General features: G+C 65.5%; 12 protein-coding genes and 1 pseudogene. 2 read left to right on the top strand and 11 right to left on the bottom strand.

The features are described from left to right. The first annotated feature begins 12 nt into the window (after nucleotides 1-12). Together FOM02_RS26500 and FOM02_RS26495 are read left to right on the top strand one after the other, a co-directional pair. Nucleotides 13-999, top strand: coding sequence for a sugar ABC transporter substrate-binding protein (locus FOM02_RS26500; RefSeq protein WP_027558996.1), 987 nt, complete (start codon nucleotides 13-15; stop codon nucleotides 997-999). Between the two features lie 75 nt (nucleotides 1,000-1,074). Continuing rightward, nucleotides 1,075-1,362: a YciI family protein gene (locus FOM02_RS26495; protein ID WP_027558995.1), complete on the top strand. Its 288-nt coding sequence runs from the start codon at nucleotides 1,075-1,077 to the stop codon at nucleotides 1,360-1,362. Here the strand turns inward: FOM02_RS26495 and FOM02_RS26490 are convergent. The 11 genes and pseudogenes from FOM02_RS26490 to FOM02_RS26440 all read right to left on the bottom strand — a co-directional run bounded on the left by FOM02_RS26490 (nucleotide 1,359) and on the right by FOM02_RS26440 (nucleotide 13,718). Next, nucleotides 1,359-2,345, bottom strand: coding sequence for an ABC transporter ATP-binding protein (locus tag FOM02_RS26490; RefSeq protein WP_027558994.1), 987 nt, complete (start codon nucleotides 2,343-2,345; stop codon nucleotides 1,359-1,361). The genes FOM02_RS26495 and FOM02_RS26490 overlap by 4 nt on opposite strands. Continuing rightward, nucleotides 2,342-3,331, bottom strand: coding sequence for an ABC transporter ATP-binding protein (locus FOM02_RS26485; protein ID WP_027558993.1), 990 nt, complete (start codon nucleotides 3,329-3,331; stop codon nucleotides 2,342-2,344). The genes FOM02_RS26490 and FOM02_RS26485 overlap by 4 nt, the downstream gene beginning before the upstream one ends. Nucleotides 3,332-3,351: 20 nt before the next feature. Next, complete coding sequence (locus FOM02_RS26480; RefSeq protein ID WP_027558992.1) at nucleotides 3,352-4,275, bottom strand: ABC transporter permease; 924 nt, start codon at nucleotides 4,273-4,275, stop codon at nucleotides 3,352-3,354. Continuing rightward, nucleotides 4,272-5,213, bottom strand: coding sequence for an ABC transporter permease (locus FOM02_RS26475; RefSeq protein ID WP_027558991.1), 942 nt, complete (start codon nucleotides 5,211-5,213; stop codon nucleotides 4,272-4,274). Before FOM02_RS26475 ends, FOM02_RS26480 begins: the two co-directional genes overlap by 4 nt. A 17-nt stretch (nucleotides 5,214-5,230) precedes the next feature. Next, the gene (locus FOM02_RS26470) at nucleotides 5,231-6,832 is read right to left on the bottom strand and encodes an ABC transporter substrate-binding protein (RefSeq protein WP_027558990.1); all 1,602 of its coding nucleotides are present in this window, start codon (nucleotides 6,830-6,832) and stop codon (nucleotides 5,231-5,233) included. A gap of 199 nt (nucleotides 6,833-7,031) precedes the next feature. Beyond that, nucleotides 7,032-7,964, bottom strand: a complete 933-nt coding sequence (locus tag FOM02_RS26465) for an N-carbamoyl-D-amino-acid hydrolase (protein WP_027558989.1) — start codon at nucleotides 7,962-7,964, stop codon at nucleotides 7,032-7,034. A gap of 247 nt (nucleotides 7,965-8,211) precedes the next feature. After that, nucleotides 8,212-9,660, bottom strand: a complete 1,449-nt coding sequence (locus tag FOM02_RS26460) for an NAD-dependent succinate-semialdehyde dehydrogenase (RefSeq protein WP_027558988.1) — start codon at nucleotides 9,658-9,660, stop codon at nucleotides 8,212-8,214. Nucleotides 9,661-9,741: 81 nt separating this feature from the next. After that, nucleotides 9,742-11,007 (bottom strand): GMC family oxidoreductase, encoded by a 1,266-nt coding sequence (locus tag FOM02_RS26455; protein WP_265440122.1) that lies wholly within the window; start codon nucleotides 11,005-11,007, stop codon nucleotides 9,742-9,744. Between the two features lie 19 nt (nucleotides 11,008-11,026). Continuing rightward, nucleotides 11,027-11,440 (bottom strand): annotated as a pseudogene (locus FOM02_RS26450) (GMC family oxidoreductase N-terminal domain-containing protein); the annotation flags it as partial. A gap of 63 nt (nucleotides 11,441-11,503) precedes the next feature. After that, a complete protein-coding gene (locus FOM02_RS26445) occupies nucleotides 11,504-12,835 on the bottom strand; it encodes an MFS transporter (RefSeq protein WP_027558986.1) in 1,332 nt (443 codons plus the stop codon). A 76-nt stretch (nucleotides 12,836-12,911) separates the two neighbouring features. Further along, the gene (locus FOM02_RS26440; protein WP_027558985.1) at nucleotides 12,912-13,718 is read right to left on the bottom strand and encodes an enoyl-CoA hydratase/isomerase family protein; all 807 of its coding nucleotides are present in this window, start codon (nucleotides 13,716-13,718) and stop codon (nucleotides 12,912-12,914) included. Nucleotides 13,719-13,727 lie beyond the last annotated feature (9 nt).

Here is a 13,727-nt window from a genome sequence, read left to right as displayed (position 1 = left end):
GATGGAGGCACTATGAAACTGACACTGGGCTACTCGACGTGTTCCTTTGCGCTGCCGCTGCTGATGGCGGCCGCGTTCACGACTGGGGCGCGCGCCGACGGCGAGACCATCGCCGTCTTCACCAAGAACCAGACCAACCCGTTCTTCCAGACAGTGCGGGTCGGCGCCGACAACATGGCGAAGTCGCTGAACGCGAAGACGCTGCAATACATCCCGACCAAGCCCGACTCGATCCCCGAGCAGCTCAGCCAGATCGAGGACGTCGTGGTGAAGAAGCCGAGCGCGATCGTGTTCACGCCGGTCGACTACAAGGCGATGGTGCCGGGCGTCGAGAAGATCAACGAAGCCAAGATCCCGGTCGTCAACATCACCGATCGCTCGGCGGGCGGCAAGTTCCTCTCCTTCGTCGGCGCCGACGATTACAGCCTTGGGCTGGAGACCGCGCGCTTCCTGCTGAAGACGCTGGGCGGCAAGGGCAACATCGTCATCATCGAGGGCGTCAAGGGCTCGCTGACCAATGTCGACCGCGTCCGCGGCTTCAACGACGCGATCAAGGAGAACCCCGGCGCCAAGCTCTTGGCCTCGCAGCCCGGCAACTATCAGCGGCTCCAGGCGCTTCAGGTCATGGAGAATTTGATGCAGTCGAATTCGCAGATCGACGGCGTGCTGGCTGCCAACGACGCCATGGCGGTCGGCGCGATCGAGGCGCTCGACGGTGCCAACCGCAAGGCGCAGGTGATCGGCATCAACGGCACCAAGGAGGCGATCGACGCGATCAAGTCAGGCAAGCTGCTCGCCAGCGGCGACTACAACGGGTTCGCGCAAGGCTGTCTCGGCACCATGATGGCGATCCGCTCCTTGCGCAACCAGCCCGTCATCAGCGAGATCGTGCTGAAGCCGACCGTCATCACCAAGGACAATTACCAGCCGTTCGACGTGCCGCTCGAGCAGCGCACCTGCCCGACCTTCGAGGACGCCGGCAAGCTCGGCGCCAAATAGACCAACCAATCACCGCAAATACGGACGGCCGCACTCGCGGCCGTCCCAAGAACTGAGCCAAGAAACGGAGACATCATGCTGTTCGCTATTCACGCCGTCGACCGCGCCGGCGCGCTGCCGACGCGGCTCGCCAATTACGACGCCCACAAGGCTTTCCTGAGCGACACCTCGCGCTTCGGCGTTAGGATCGTGATGTCGGGGCCGCTGGTGTCCGACGACGGCCAGACCATGATCGGCAGCCTGTTCCTGATCGATGCGCCGGGCCGCAGCGAGGTCGAAGCCTTCAACCGCGCCGATCCCTTTGCCGCAGCGGGCATCTGGGAGAAGGTCACGATCACCGGCTTCCTGCGCCGGCAGGGCTAAAGCCCCTCCACTTCCTCCGCAAGGTGACATGCCGCCCACTGCGCTGGTCCGATCGCGCGCAGCGTCGGCTCCTCGGTGCGGCAGCGGTCGAAAACGAGCGGGCAGCGGGTGTGGAAACGGCATCCCTTCGGCGGATTGATCGGGCTCGGCACGTCGCCGCCGAGGATGATGGGATTGCGCTTCGCGCCGGGCTCGGGCAGCGGCACCGCCGAGAGCAACGCCCTCGTATAGGGATGCTTTGGCGCGGCAAAGATCTCGCGGCGCGGCGCCACCTCGACGATCTTGCCGAGATACATCACCGCGACGCGGTGGGTCATGTGCTCGACGATGGCGAGGTCATGGCTGATGAACAGCAGTGCCAGGCCGAATTTCTGCTGAAGGTCCTGCAAGAGATTGACGATCTGCGCCTTGACCGAGACGTCGAGCGCGGAGACCGCCTCGTCGCAGACGATCAGCTCGGGCTCGGCCGCGAGCGCCCGGGCAATGCCGATGCGCTGGCGCTGGCCGCCCGAGAATTCGTGCGGCCGGCGGTTCAGCGCCTCCCGCGGCAGGCGCACCGTGTCCATCAGCGCGGTGACGCGGACTTCGAGATCCTCCGCGGATTTGGCCAGACCAAAATTACGGATCGGCTCGGCGAGAATGTCGCGCACGCGCATGCGCGGGTTGAGGCTCGAGAACGGATCCTGGAACACCACCTGCACGCGGCGGCGCATCTGGCGCATCGTGCTCGGATGGGCGTCGTCGATGCGCTGGCCGTCGAGGATCACCTGCCCTGCGGTGATGTCGAACAGCCGCAGGATGGCGCGGCCGACCGTCGACTTGCCGCAGCCGGACTCGCCGACCAGCGACAGCGTCTCGCCGCGCGCGATCTCGAACGACACGCCGTCGACCGCATAGACGAATTCGGTTTGTCGCCCGAAGAGGCCCTTGTTGATCGGGAAATGCTTCTTGAGGTCGTTGACCTGGAGCAGCGGAACACTCATGCCGCGACCGCCCCCTTGGCGGCGTAGTGGCAGGCGGCAATGTGGCGCGGGCCTTTCTCTTCCAGGCCCGGCGCATATTGCCGGCAGAGATCGGTTGCGAGCGCGCAGCGGCCGGCGAAGACGCAGCCGATGATCGGCTTGCGCAGATCAGGCACCTGTCCGGGAATCTCGGCAAGCCGCGTCGCGGTGCCCGCGAGCGAGGAGCCGAGCTTCGGCACCGCACCTAACAGGCCCTGCGTATAGGGATGCCGCGGCGAGCGGAACAGCTCCGCGACCGGCGCCTCCTCGACCTTGCGGCCGGCATACATGACCATGACGCGCTCGGCGATCTCGGCGACGACGCCGAGATCGTGGGTGATGAGGATGATGGCCGCGCCGACCCGGCGCTTCAGGTCCAGCATCAGCTTGAGGATCTGCGCCTGGATCGTCACGTCGAGCGCGGTGGTCGGCTCGTCGGCGATCAGGAGCTTTGGATTGCAGGCGAGCGCGATCGCGATCATCACGCGCTGGCGCATGCCTCCGGAGAGCTGATGCGGATATTCGCGCACGCGCCGCTTCGGCTCGGGGATGCCGACCAGCGTCAGCATCTCGATCGCGTGCGCTTCCGCGGCCTGCTTGTCCAGGCCCTGATGGATCATCAGCGTCTCGCGGATCTGGCGGCCGACGGTCAGCACCGGATTGAGGCTCGTCATCGGCTCCTGGAAGATCATCGAGATGTCGTTGCCGCGGATCGCGCGCATCTCGCGATCGGAGAGCGCGAGAAGATCCTTGCCGGCGAAGCGGATGGCGCCCGCGATCCTGCCGGGCGGCTCCGGGATCAGGCGCATCAGCGACATCGAGGTCACCGACTTGCCGCAGCCGGACTCGCCGACGATCGCCAGCGTCTCGCCCTCGTTGACGTGGAAGGACACCCCGTCCACCGCGCGGTTGATGCCGCTCGGGGTGCGGAAGTGGGTTTGCAGATTCTCGACCTCTAACAACGCCATCGCGGTCAGCCTCGGGACATCTAAAGACGCTTGGCCATGCGCGGATCGAGCGCATCGCGAAGGCCGTCGCCGAGCAAATTCACGGCGAGCACGGTGATCGACAGGAAAGCCGCCGGGAAGAACACGATGTAAGGCTTGACCTGCCACAGCGCGCGACCTTCCGCCATGATGTTGCCCCAGGACGGAATGGTGGGCGGCGTGCCCGCGCCGATGAAGGACAGGATCGCCTCGGTGATCATGGCGCTGGCGCAAATGTAGGTCGCCTGCACCAGCATCGGCGCGACCGTGTTGGGCAGGATGTGGCGCAGGATGATCATCGGCGTGCGCGTGCCGCAGGCGACGGCCGCGTCCACGTAGGGCTGCTCGCGCAGCGACAGCACCACACTACGAACAAGACGAGAAACTCGCGGAATCTCGGCGATGGTGATCGCGAGGATGACGTTGCCGACGCTGCCGCGCGTCAGCGCCATCAGCGCGATCGCGAGCAGGATCGGCGGGATCGACATCAACCCGTCCATGAAGCGCATCAAAATGCCGTCGGCCCAGCGGATGAAGCCCGAGACCATGCCGATGGCAAGACCTGCCGCGGACGCGAAGATCGCGACCGACAGGCCGACCGTCAGCGAGACCCGCGCACCGAACAGCACGCGCGAGTAGATGTCGCGACCGAGCACGTCGGTGCCGAACCAGAAATCGGCCGAAGGCGCCCGCGTGCGCTTGGCCGGCGCCAGCGCAGTCGGATCGACCGTCCAGAGATAGGGAGCGAACACCGCGATCAGGACGAGCAGCAGCAGCAGCGCGCCGCCGATGGCAACGGTGGGATGGCCGCGCAACAGGCCGATGAAACCGCGCCGGATCGTGACCGGGCGCAGGATCTCCGGCAGTTGCGGCGCGAGGACGAGGCCGGCCGGAAGCGATTGCGGATTGACGGTGGTATCGGTCAATAGCGGATCCTCGGGTCAACGAGCGTATAAATGACGTCGATCATCAGGTTGACGAGGACGTAGACGAAGCTGAACAGCAGCACGATGCCCTGGATCACCGGATAGTCGCGGCGCAGGATCGCGTCGATCGTGAGCCGGCCGAGGCCGGGAATCGCGAACACGCTTTCGGTGACGACCGCGCCGCCGATCAGCAGCGCGATGCCGATCCCGATCACGGTCACGATCGGCACCGCCGCGTTCTTCAGCGCATGAATGAACAGGATGCCGCCCTGCCCGAGGCCCTTGGCCTTGGCGGTGCGGATATAGTCCTGCTGCAACACTTCGAGCATCGCGGCGCGGGTGATGCGCGCGACCAGCGCGATGTAGACGCAGCCGAGCGCGACCGCCGGCAGGATCAGGTTCTCCAGCCAGGGCCAGAAGCCCTGGTTGAGCGGCGTATAGCCCTGCACCGGAAGCCATTCCAGTTCGAGCGCGAAGATGTAGGCGAGCATGTAGCCGACCACGAACACCGGCAGCGAGAAGCCGAACACGGCAAAGCCCATGATCGCGCGGTCGATCAGGCTGCCGGCCTTCCACGCCGCCACCACGCCGAGCGGCACCGCCACCACGATGGTGAGCAACAGCGTGACGATCATCAGCGACAGCGTCGGCCCGAGACGCTGCCCGATCATCGCCGAGACCGGCAGATTGGTGAAGATCGAGGTGCCGAGATCGCCGTGCAGGATGCGCCAGACCCAGCTTCCGAACTGGATCAGGAACGGCCGGTCGAGGCCGAGGCTCTGGCGGATGCGCTCCACATCCTCCGGGCTTGCCTGGTCGCCCGCGATCACCACGGCGGGATCACCCGGCGCGATGTAAAGCAGGCTGAACACGAACAGCGCGACGATCGCCATTACCGGCAAGGTCGCGACGATGCGACGGAGGATGTAAGAGAGCATCTGGCCTCAGCGCGCGATCATGCGGACTTCGACACGCCCCAGAAGAACGGCAGCGGCCCCTTGGTGATGCCGGAGACGTTCTTGCGCCAGGCCGTGTAGGTCAAGAAGAAGCCGGTCGGCGCGTAGACGACATCCTCGAGCGCCGCCTTGTTGACCTGCCCGATCGCGGCCTTCTCCTCCTCGAGATTCTTGGCGTCGAACCAGGCCGTGATCTCCTTCTCGGTCTTCGGGCTGTTGGGCCAACCGAACCAGGCCTTGTCGCCGTTGGCGCGGATGGCGGTGTAGGCGGCGGGCGTGATGCAATCGGCGCCAGCATGCCAGCTGTGGAACATGTTCCAGCCGCCCTGTCCCGGCGGCGTCTTCGCCGCACGGCGAGAGCCGACCGTGCCCCAGTCGGTGGCAACGAAGTCGACATTCATGCCGAGCTTCTTGAGCAGGTCGGCGGTGACGTCGCCTTGCGCCTTCGTGATCGGCTGGTCCTGCGCCACGAGGCAGGTCACCGGCTGGCCGGAATAGCCGCTCTCGGCGAGCAGCTTCTTGGCGGCGTCGAAATCGCGCTTGCCCTTGAGGATCTCACCGCCCAGCTCGCTGTAGACCGGCGTGTCAGGCGTGAAGAAGCCAGGCAGCGGCTTCCACAGCGCGGTGTCGTCGCCGACGATGGCGCGCATATAGTCTTCCTGGCTCAGCGCCATCAGCACCGCACGCCGCGCCCGCACGTCGTTGAACGGCGCGAACAGATGGTTCATGCGGAACGAGCCGATATTGCCGAGGGGATCGCCGATATCGACGCTGATGTTCTTGTTCTTCTTCAGGACCGGCACGAGATCCGCGATCGGGTTCTCCCACCAGTCGACCTCGCCGTTCTGCAATGCCGCGGCGGCGGTTGCCGGATCAGGCATCACGATCCATTCGACGCGATCAACCAAGATGTTCTTGCCGCCGGCGAGCCAGGACGCCTTCTCCTGCCTCGGCACGTAATCGGTGAACTTCTCAAACACCGACTTGGCGCCGGGCACCCACTCGCTCTTGGCGAACTTCATCGGCCCGGAGCCGACATACTCGGTGATCTGCTTGAACGGATCGGTCTTGGCGATGCGCTCCGGCATGATGAAGGAGCACGGCGCGTTGTTCTTGGCGAGCGCGTAGAGCATTTTCGGGAAGGGCTGCTTCAAGACCCATTTGAAGGTGCGGTCGTCGACAGCCGTCAGCTCCTGCTGGATCGCGATGATCATCAGGCCCATCGGATCGCGCGCCGCCCAGCGTGACAGGCTGGCGACGACGTCCTTGGCCAGCACCGGCTCGCCATCATGGAATTTGAGGCCCGGGCGCAGCTTGAAGGTCCAGATCTTGCCGTCGTCGGTGGTTTCCTCGGACTCGATCATCTGGCGCTGCGGCTGCAGCTGCGCGTCGATGCCGTAGAGCGTATCCCAAACCAGCGCGGCGGCGTTGCGCACGACATATTGCGTGCCCCAGATCGGGTCGAAATTGGCGAGATTGGCCTGGGGCACGAAGCGCAGGGTGCGCGCCGCGGCGCCCTGGGCGATTGCCGGGGCCGAAAGGCCCGTCAATGCCAGACCGCCCGCGCCAGCCAGTCCCTTCAATACGGTCCTGCGATCCATGAAGTCCTCCCAGTAATGCCGTGATGCCAGCTTTTCTTTGGCCAAGGGCAAGTGAAACCGAGCCCATTTGCAAGCAAATGGTATGCCACTATCCGGGCCTTCGCCAGCGGGATCTCATCGACTTCTTAGCCGGTCATGGCACAGCAGCACGGACGCGGCCTGAGCTACGTGATCGCCATTTTGCGGGAAGACCGGGGCGTCACTTCTCAGGTGGCGGCACTGCGCCGGTCCGGCTGGTGATCAGACCGTAATGCTCGATGCGGCGGTGTTGTGCGAAATTGAAGATCGTGGTCTTGCCAAAAGTCGTGGCATCGAGATCGCAACGATGGACAAGGAGCTCGTCGCCTTCGGTCTCAGCCTCGGCAACGATCTCGCCGTTGGGATCGACGATGAGACTGCCGCCAAACAAGGCGTGACCGTCCTCGACGCCGGCCTTGGCCACCGCGACCACCCAGCTCGCATTCTGGTAGGCGCCGGCCTGCACGGAGAGGCGGTTATGAAACATGCGCTTCTCGATGCCCTCCTCGCGGCTCTCCGCGTTCTCCGACGGCGTGTTGTAGCCGATCAGCACCATCTCGACGCCCTGCAAGCCCATGACGCGATAGGTCTCGGGCCAGCGGCGGTCGTTGCAGATGGCCATGCCAATGATGCCGCCCAGCTCGCGCCAGACGTTGAAACCGAGATCGCCCGGCTCGAAATAGCGCTTCTCCAGATGCTGGTGCGACCGATTGGCGTCGTATTCCGCATGGCCCGGCAAATGGACCTTGCGATATTTGCCGACGATCTTGCCAGACTTGTCGGTCAGGATCGCCGTGTTGAAGTGATGGCCGTCGGGCGTCAGCTCGGCATAGCCGAAATTCATCGCGATCCGATGCTGCGCCGCACGCTCGAACAGCGGCCTCGTCGCAGCGTTCGGCATTTGGCGTTCGAACCAGCTGTCGAACTCGGCCCGGTCCTCGACGTACCAGCGCGGGAAGAACGTCGTCAGCGCCAACTCAGGATAGACGATCAGGTCGGCGCCTCTGGCGCTGGCCTCATCCATCAGCGCAATCATGCGCTTGACCACGACCTCGCGGCTGTCGGCTTTCTGGATCGGGCCCATCTGGGCGGCGGCAACGTTGACGATACGCATCGGCGATTTCCGGATTTCTTGACGAGGCTGGGGATCGCAGGCTCAGGAGCCCACCGGCGCGCGCAGCATAACGCAGCCTCGCGCCGTTTTTCCACCCAAGCAGATTTCATGCCGTTCGCCCTAATCGGCATCCTTCGCTTCACACCTCGTGCCGGTGTTGTTCCGGGAGGCCTCCGTGACCGCAAAAAAGAGAAAGGCGCGTCACGGCCTGGCGTGACGCGCCTTGTGATGGGACGTTGCGCGGGTTTTACGCGCTCGCCTGCGTGACGAACTTGGTGTTGAGGTAACCCTCGATCGCCTCGAGCCCGCCTTCGGAGCCGTAGCCGGAATCCTTGATGCCGCCGAACGGCACTTCCGGCAGCGCGAGGCCGTGATGGTTGATCGAGACCATGCCGCTCTCGATGTCAGAGCCGATCGCCTGCATCGTCTTAGTCGAGGTGGTGTAGGCGTAGGCCGCAAGGCCGTAAGGCAGACGGTTGGCTTCGGCAACCACTTCGTCATAGCTGCGGAACGACGTGATCGGCGCCAGCGGGCCGAACGGCTCCTCGTTCATGATGCGGGCATCGCGCGGCACGTCGGTGATCACGGTCGGCTCGAAGAAGAAGCCTTCATTGCCGATGCGCTTGCCGCCGGCCTGCACCTTGGCGCCGCGCTGGACGGCGTCGGAGACCAGACCTTCCATGGCGTCGACGCGGCGCGGGTTCGCCAGCGGGCCCATGCGGGTGTCCTTGTCGAGGCCATTGCCGACCTTGAGGCTCTTGGCGGCTGCGACGAACTTGTCGACGAAGGGCTTATAGACGCTTTCGTGCACCAGGAAGCGCGTCGGCGAGACGCAGACCTGGCCGGCATTGCGGAACTTGTTAGCCGACAAAATCTTCGCGGCGTTGTCGAGATCGGCATCCGCGAACACGATCGCCGGCGCATGGCCGCCGAGCTCCATGGTGACGCGCTTCATGTGCAGGCCGGCGAGCGCGGCCAGATGCTTGCCGACCGCGGTCGAGCCGGTGAAGCTGATCTTGCGGATGATCGGATGCGGGATGAGATATTCCGACACTTCTGACGGAACGCCGAACACCAGCTGGACGACGCCGGGCGGAATGCCGGCATCCGCATAGGCGCGCACCAGCTCCATGCAGCTCGCGGGTGTCTCTTCCGGGCCCTTCACGATGATCGAGCAGCCCGCAGCGAGCGCAGCGGAGATCTTGCGCACGGCCTGGTTGATCGGGAAATTCCAGGGCGTGAACGCCGCAACCGGGCCGACCGGCTCCTTGGTCACGAGCTGGGAGACGTTGCCCATCCGCGGCGGCACGATGCGGCCATAGGCGCGGCGGGCCTCCTCTGAGAACCAGTCGATGAGGTCGCCGGCCAGCATGGTCTCGCCCTGCGCTTCCACCACCGGCTTGCCCTGCTCCATGGTCATCACGGGGGCGATCTCGGCGGCGCGGGAGCGGATGATGTCGGCCGCTTTCCGCATCAGCTTGTAGCGATCGAACGGCGAGGTCTTGCGCCAGACCTCGAAGCCGGCCCTGGCGGCCTCCAGCGCGCGGTCGAGGTCCGCCTTCGAGGCGTGCGGGGTCTTGCCGATCGGCTGGCCGGTGGCGGGATTGAGGATGTCCTCCGACTTGCCGGACGTGCCGTCGGTCCACTCGCCGGCGATGAACATTTGAACTTTCGGATACATCCTCGTTGCCTCCATGATTTCGCGCATCGGCGGGCTTGGCGCCCGCCGTTTCAAGCCGGCGCAGAGCTACACTGAAAGGGGCCAAACGAAAAGGGATCAATGATGCCGCAGCAACGCATCGCTGATCTTCTCGGCGGCCATGATTACGGGGATGTTGGTATTGGCCGTCGGCAGCCGCGGCATGATCGAGGCGTCTGCGACATAGACGTTCTCGCTGCCGATCACCCTGCCCCCGGGATCGACCACCGCCATCCTGTCGGCGGGATCGCCCATGCGGCAGGTCCCTACGGGATGCCAGACGCCGAACACGCTCTGCCGCACGAAGGCTTCGAGCGCGCGCTCGTCCGCGAGCGTCGCCTGGAAGGCGGTGCCGTTGAGCAGCACCAGCCGGATCAGGAGTTGCCGAAGACCCGCGGGCACGTCGAGCATCGGACCGAGGATGGAGGCGACGATGCGATTGGCGGTGCCGTAACGGCTGAGGCGCTTGATGCGCGGGGAATAGGAGGCGGGAAAGAAATCGCCGGCCTCAGGATTGAGCTGCGGATGCACCACGAGCCTTGCCAGCAGCCGGACGGCTGAGACGAGCCGCTCAACATCACGCTCGTCGGACAGCAGATTGAAATCGACGACCGGATAGGCCTTCGGATCCTGGCTCGCCAGCGTGAGCGAGCCGCTCGAATACGGCCGGTTGCACCAGAGGAAATAGAGCCCGAGCCGCGTGCCCAGCGCGTGCCAGCCGCCGCGGGCCGAGGCCGTGATGTACATGTCGGAGGGATCGCAGCCCGGCTGTCCCGACGAGAACCGCATGGCCGTGAAATTGGGGCGGCGCCGGGCCAGCGGCAACCGCAACCGCCGCGGCAAATATTGGCAGAAGGTCAGCGCGGGATGATCGCGCAGATTGCCGCCGACGCCGGGAAGGTCGATGGCGACGGGAATGCCGAGCGCCTGCAGCGCAGGCCCCGGGCCGATGCCCGCCCGCATCAGGATCGCGGGCGATTGCAGCGCGCCGGCGGTGAGGATCACGCGGCCGGCGCCGACGGTGAGCTTCTGCCCACCACGCGCGACCACCACACTCCTCGCGCGGCGGCCATCGAGCTGGAGCTGCTCGACCTCGCTGCCGGCCCAAATGGTCAGGTTCGGCCGCGCCCGCGTTGCCGCATCGAGATAGCCGGCGGCCGTGGAGACGCGGCGGTCGTTGCGGTTCGAGAACGCCGGCGGGAAAATGCCGTCCTCGAACTCGGCGTTCTGGTCCTTGCGAAACGGCAGGCCGGTCGCCGACAGCGCCTCGCCCGCCGCGCGGCCAAAACGCCGGCATGGCCTCGCGCGCGATGCGGCGGATCGGAATCGGGCCGCCTCTGCCATGCAGCGCGCCGCCGAAATCCAGATCGGTCTCGAGCTTGAGGAAATATGGCAGCACGTCCGTCCAGCCCCAGCCGCGTGCACCGAGCTCGTGCCATTCGTCGTAATCGCGCGGCAGGCCGCGATTGGCGGACTGCACGTTGATGCTGGAGCCGCCGCCCATCACCCGCCCCTGCTCATAGGCACGGACGACCGGCTTGCCCTCGGCGTTACGGCCCGCGGCCGCCGACAGGCCGGGCCAGATGTACTTGTCGCCGAAGAACAGCGGCATCGGATAGCTGTCGAGGATCTCTGCAGGCGTCGCCTCGGGCGGCGTGTCCATTCCGGCTTCGATCAGCAGCACGTGGCGGCGTGCGTCGGCGGAAAGCCGATTGGCGAGCACGCAGCCCGCCGACCCGCCGCCGACGATCACGTCGTCGAAATGCAGTCCATCCATTCCCGTCTCTTCGCGCAATTCGATGGATCGGCGCGACCGCTTGCGCAGCCGCGCCGATTTGGCTCAGCGGAAGTTGCCTTTGGTCTCGGGGATCACGACGGCTCCGATCAGATAGACCACGAACACGCCGACCGCGAAATAAGCCAGCGACATCGGGATCTGCGCCGGGCTGGCGCTCACCAGCGAGACGAAGGTCGGCATCATGCCGCCGAGCGCAAAGCCGATGTTCCAGGACAGGCCCGTGCCGCTCGCGCGCAGCGCGGTCGGGAAGCGCTCGTTCAGGAAAATCAGCACCGGCGCGTAGCCGGCATTGCCGATGAAGGCGATCGCGAGCGCAAGAAGCGTGATCTGCGTCGTGTCCTTGGTGGCGGCGAGATTGAGATAGCACAGCGGCAGCAGCACGGCCGCCAGCGCGCCGATCAGCAGGAACGTCTTCTTGCGGCCGATCCAGTCGCTGAGCGCGCCGACCAGCACCGCGGAGAAGAACGCCGACACGCTCGCGCCCATCAGGATCAGCGACGAGGTCTGGTTCGGGACCGCGTTGATCACCTTCAGGAAGCTCGGCAGGTAGCCGGAGGTCAGGTAGTAACCGGCGCCACCGCCGAAGGTGATGAGCAAATTGACCAGCAGCACGCCGCGATATTCGCCGGAGAACACGTCCTTCACCGGCGCCTTCGAGACCTTCGCCTGCTTGTTGCCCTGCTGGCGCTTGAGCTCCTTGAAGTATGGGGATTCCTCGAGGTTGCGGAAGATGAACCAGCCGAGCAGCGAGCTGAGCAGCCCCGAGAAGAACATGAAGCGCCAGCCCCACACCGCGAAGGCATCGCCGGGGAAGACCGAGGACGTGATCAGGAAGATGAAGGACGCGAGCAGCGCGCCGATGCCGGCACCGCCGCCGCCGACCAGGCCCGACATTGCGCCGCGCCATTGCGGCGGCACGGACTCGGTGCCGATCGTGTGGGTCGAGGCCACGACACCGCCGACGAACACGCCCTGCACCAGGCGCAGGATCAGGAACACGATCGGCGCGATCACACCGACCTGCGCGATGGTCGGCAGCAGGCCGAACGCCGCGGTGCTGACGCCGACGCCGATGATGGCGATCAGCATGGCCTGCTTGCGGCCGTGCACGTCGGCATAATGACCGAACACTGCCGAGCCGAGCGGCCGCATCAGCAGCGTGACGGCGAACGAGCCATAGACCGCGGCCAGCGACAGCGCCGCATTGCTCGACGGAAAGAACAGCGCGCCGACGACCGGCGCCACGTAGAGCAGAATGAACAAATCGAACAGATCCAGCGCCCATCCGAGCACCGATGCGATGATCGCGTTGACCATCTGCTTGTTGTCTGCGGACGCCTGTGCACCCGCGACCGGCATATCCATCTCAGCCATGTTGTTTTACCTCCCCCGTTTGAATGGCGCCGCGGTCCGCGCCATTGCGAACCGCGGCAGTTCGTTGGATCGCGTGTCAGCGGCCGACGAATTTCGGCGGACGCTTGGCGTTGAAGGCCTCGACGCCTTCCTTGAAGTCTTCGGACTGACGTAGGCGGCTGTAGCAGTGGCCCTCGAGCTCGATGGCAATGGCGAGCGTCGAGTCCTCGGTGTCGTTGAGGAGCTTCTTGGCCGTGCGCTGCGCCAGCGGGGAGAAGGTGCGGAGCTCGTCGACCAGCTTGTCGGTCGCCTTCTCCAGCTCGGCATCCGGCACGCATTCGGTGGCGATACCCCACTCATAGGCCTGTTTGGCCGAGATGCGCTTGGAGCGCATCACGATGTCCTTGGTGCGCGTGATGCCGACCATCTTCTGCAGGCGTGCCGAGCCGCCCGAGCCCGGGATCTGGCCGAGCTTCTGCTCCGGCAGCGCGTATTGCGTGGTCTCGGAGGCGATACGGAAATCGCAGGCCAGCGACAGCTCGAAGCCGACACCGAAGCAATAGCCGCGATTGGCGACGATCACAGGCTTGGCGCAGCGCGCCGGAGCAGCGATGTTCCAGGCGAGCTTGGAGACGTGCTCGGGGCTCGCCTCCATGAAGCCGCCGATATTGCCGCCGCTGGAGAAATGCTCGCCCTCTCCGCGCACCACGATCACGCGCACGCGCGGATCCTCGTCCAGCGTCTCGAAGGTCAGCCGCAGCTGGTCGCGCTGCGGCATCGCCACGACGTTATAGGGTGGCCTCCCCAAGATGATGTCGGCGCGCTCATGCGCCTCATCGATCTCGACCTTGAACCCGTCGAGTTTTGCCAGCCGCGGATCGGCGAATGTATAGGGTGACGGCATCTGTGCTTC

Origin of the sequence: Bradyrhizobium sp. SEMIA (assembly GCF_014844175.1) — a bacterium.
Taxonomy (GTDB): Bacteria; Pseudomonadota; Alphaproteobacteria; order Rhizobiales; family Xanthobacteraceae; genus Bradyrhizobium; species Bradyrhizobium arachidis.
This window is presented reverse-complemented; position numbering and strand designations above follow the sequence as displayed.

Coding starts and splice junctions, on each gene's coding strand:
- FOM02_RS26500 (WP_027558996.1), top strand. CDS start 13: ATGAAACTGACACTGGGCTACTCGACGTGTTCCTTTGCGCTGCCGCTG.
- FOM02_RS26495 (WP_027558995.1), top strand. CDS start 1,075: ATGCTGTTCGCTATTCACGCCGTCGACCGCGCCGGCGCGCTGCCGACG.
- FOM02_RS26490 (WP_027558994.1), bottom strand. CDS start 2,345: ATGAGTGTTCCGCTGCTCCAGGTCAACGACCTCAAGAAGCATTTCCCG.
- FOM02_RS26485 (WP_027558993.1), bottom strand. CDS start 3,331: ATGGCGTTGTTAGAGGTCGAGAATCTGCAAACCCACTTCCGCACCCCG.
- FOM02_RS26475 (WP_027558991.1), bottom strand. CDS start 5,213: ATGCTCTCTTACATCCTCCGTCGCATCGTCGCGACCTTGCCGGTAATG.
- FOM02_RS26470 (WP_027558990.1), bottom strand. CDS start 6,832: ATGGATCGCAGGACCGTATTGAAGGGACTGGCTGGCGCGGGCGGTCTG.
- FOM02_RS26465 (WP_027558989.1), bottom strand. CDS start 7,964: ATGCGTATCGTCAACGTTGCCGCCGCCCAGATGGGCCCGATCCAGAAA.
- FOM02_RS26460 (WP_027558988.1), bottom strand. CDS start 9,660: ATGGAGGCAACGAGGATGTATCCGAAAGTTCAAATGTTCATCGCCGGC.
- FOM02_RS26455 (WP_265440122.1), bottom strand. CDS start 11,007: ATGGCAGAGGCGGCCCGATTCCGATCCGCCGCATCGCGCGCGAGGCCA.
- FOM02_RS26445 (WP_027558986.1), bottom strand. CDS start 12,835: ATGGCTGAGATGGATATGCCGGTCGCGGGTGCACAGGCGTCCGCAGAC.
- FOM02_RS26440 (WP_027558985.1), bottom strand. CDS start 13,718: ATGCCGTCACCCTATACATTCGCCGATCCGCGGCTGGCAAAACTCGAC.